This is a genomic window from Bartonella sp. AD328YNZD, assembly GCF_042196425.1.
Map to the genome: position 1 here is coordinate 1 of NZ_JBHIQG010000303.1, position 2867 is coordinate 2867.

The window sequence follows — 2867 nt, forward strand, 5'->3', positions numbered from 1 at the left end:
CGGGGAAATTTTATCGCTTTAGGTCCCGCTTTATCACGACGTCCCTTACCAATCATTATCGGTTCTGTTGAAACTTTAGCACGCTCTTCTAGTCCTAAATTAATGCCACTTCCAACAGAGCGGGATGATGTGCAAGAGCTCGTTTTTACTGCTCCACCAGAGGAAATTTTAACGCCATTTAAACTAACACGAGAGCCGATGAGGGAAAAATCAATGCACGAGATGTTAGAGGAGGTGGTACATAAAAAACAAGAGGTGTTGGAAGAAAATCTGAGTTTATTTCCTGAACTTTCTGATGTTGAGCGTAATAGTCAAGCAGAACATGTCATTCAGGAAATTCTTGAGGATTCTGAATCTTTTTATCGCTCAACAGCGGTGCTTTATCAAGATTTTTCGGTTCGTTGCCGTATCCATGGTATGTCAAAGGTTCCTTTTAATCTTTCGCAATTTCGGCGTAAATTGGCTATTGCACAAGCTTTTGTTGATGAACAAACGGCTGTCAGTGAACGTTGGAAACATATTTTGCAGATATCAGAAAGTTTAGAAGATGAGGTTCAAGGAGTCTTCTTGAATGTGGCACAGGCCGCATTGGGCGGAAAGCCTTGTCCATCCGATGCATTTTTAGCACGTCTTTATGGGACTCATTCTTTAAACCGCGTCCGTCGGCTTTTAACCTACTTTGAAGAACGCGGTCTCATTGTTATTCATACGCATTTTAGTGGCCAACGCATTGTTGCATTTCCTGATCTTGGTGTTGAAACAGCGCCAGGAGATCCCAAGGAACCACTTTAACCAAATAAACTTGAAACGGATTGTTCTGCTGCTGTCCTTGCTATTGCTTCTCCAATGAGATCGGCAATGGGTAAAACACGAATATTATGTGCTTCCTCAATAACTTGTGTTGGCATGATTGAATCTGTAATAACCAGTTCCTTCATTTCTGAATTGGTAATTCGTTCGATTGCATTACCAGAAAGAACGCCGTGCGTGATATAAGCTGTGACACTATTGGCACCATGTTTAAGCAAAGCACTTGCAGCATTGCATAAAGTTCCACCTGAATCAACAATATCATCAAGTAAAAGACAATCTTTTCCCGATACATCTCCAATAATATTCATCACCTCTGATTCACCGGGGCGTTCGCGACGTTTATCTACAATAGCGAGCAAACTGTTCAAGCGCTTGGCAAGCGAGCGAGCACGGACTACACCACCCACATCAGGTGAAACAACAATAACATTTTCAAGAGAATAATTCACTTTGACATCGCGAGAAATGACAGGAACAGCATAGAGATTATCTGTAGGGATATCAAAAAAACCTTGAATTTGTCCTGCATGAAGGTCCAATGTTAAAACACGATGGGCCCCTGCTTCAGTAATGAGGTTGGCAACAAGTTTTGCAGAAATAGGAGTTCGTGGTCCTGGTTTTCTATCTTGGCGTGCATAGCCAAAATAGGGGATAACAGCTGTAATACGACGCGCAGAAGAACGACGAAGGGCATCAATCATGATGAGCAATTCCATCAAATGATCATTTGCGGGATAGGATGTGGATTGCAAAACAAAAACATCTTGTCCACGTACATTTTCGTGTAATTCTACGAAAATTTCTTGATCAGCAAAACGCTTTACAGTTGCCTTGCCTAAGGGAATGTTCAAATAATTTGTAACATCTTCAGCTAGGCGTGGATTAGAATTTCCGCAGAAAAGTTTCATAGTAGAACCTCTGAATAATTATGGTGAGAATGCGAAACGGTTTTTAATTTCTTTTTATTAAATTGCAAGAAAACAATTACAAAACCATTACAATTTTATTGATTATTGTTAAAGATCTATACGATGTGTTTTCTTTTTTCAAAAATTTTTGTTTTTTGTAGAGTTTATTCTTGAAGTCGTAAGAAAAACAAAGGATGTGATTTATTTGCACGGTGGGTATCTGTGATAGAGAAAAACTTATTCATTTATCTGTTTTGATTATTGGCTAATGAGATTGCTTACAGAGTTTTGTTACAAAATCTCATTTAAATGCATATACTCTTTTATTTTAAAAATGAGATAATTCATAGCACGATGCATTTTATTGCATAATTTAAAAATATTTTTCATCTCTATATATTATTCGTTTTAAATATACTCTTGCCTATCATGATGCGTGTCATGTTTTTTATTTCTGTTGGTATCTTTAGGTGTTTTCTAAAACGATGTGTTGTTATTTGTAGATATCGTGAAGGCAGTGAAGATATTTTTAATCATCCAATTTAGTTTTTTCTATAATGAATTGATATAGAAAACAGCTCCAATGATATTTTATGTTTAAATAATTCCTTGTTAAAGGACATTATAAGCAAACATTGAAAAGAAGTGTGCGCTTATGGAGTAACAAGCCGGCACCATCATTATATTTTCCTGCTCCCAATATTGCGACAGATCTTGCATTAAGACGGTTCATAAGAGCCATTTTAGTCCTTTCTTATATAAATTTTATCCACACGCTAATCCCGCTTGTAACGTGCAAGCGAATAGTTTTGATTGATTCAAGATAAGCAGGTTTGAAATGAAAGAATCTTACGATATTCGGGTCTCTCATTCAACATACAAAATAGTAAATTATTATTATCAATCAAAGTCTTGTAGTTTTTATTTCTCATCACTACAGTTTTTATACCTTGTGGAGCCAATAAGAATTTTTATGAAAAAAACATAGTACAAAAGAGCTTATTTATTTTTTATTGGCGTTATTTTGTTTGCAGGTTTGATCTTTTTTTGAGACAAAAATACTTATTTTAGCATAATAGCAGAAATTTGCCGTCCGTAATCGGGTTCGTTGCGGTGTATTGCACGGCGATAGGAGAAAAAACGCTG

General features: G+C 36.8%; 1 protein-coding gene and 2 pseudogenes. 1 reads left to right on the forward strand and 2 read right to left on the reverse strand.

The annotated features are described in order from the left end of the window. Window positions 1-792 (forward strand): annotated as a pseudogene (locus tag ACFIO3_RS10980) (ATP-binding protein); the annotation flags it as partial. Here the strand turns inward: ACFIO3_RS10980 and ACFIO3_RS10985 are convergent. Together ACFIO3_RS10985 and ACFIO3_RS10990 are read right to left on the reverse strand one after the other, a co-directional pair. Then, window positions 789-1721: a ribose-phosphate pyrophosphokinase gene (locus tag ACFIO3_RS10985; RefSeq protein WP_375607759.1), complete on the reverse strand. Its 933-nt coding sequence runs from the start codon at window positions 1719-1721 to the stop codon at window positions 789-791. The pseudogene ACFIO3_RS10980 and the gene ACFIO3_RS10985 sit on opposite strands and share 4 nt — an antisense overlap. 1062 nt (window positions 1722-2783) lie before the next feature. Further along, a pseudogene (locus ACFIO3_RS10990) lies at window positions 2784-2867 on the reverse strand (polyphenol oxidase); the annotation flags it as partial.

Bases quoted from the DNA above. Each gene is read 5' to 3' on its own strand.
- ACFIO3_RS10985 (WP_375607759.1), bottom strand. From the start codon at position 1,721: ATGAAACTTTTCTGCGGAAATTCTAATCCACGCCTAGCTGAAGATGTT.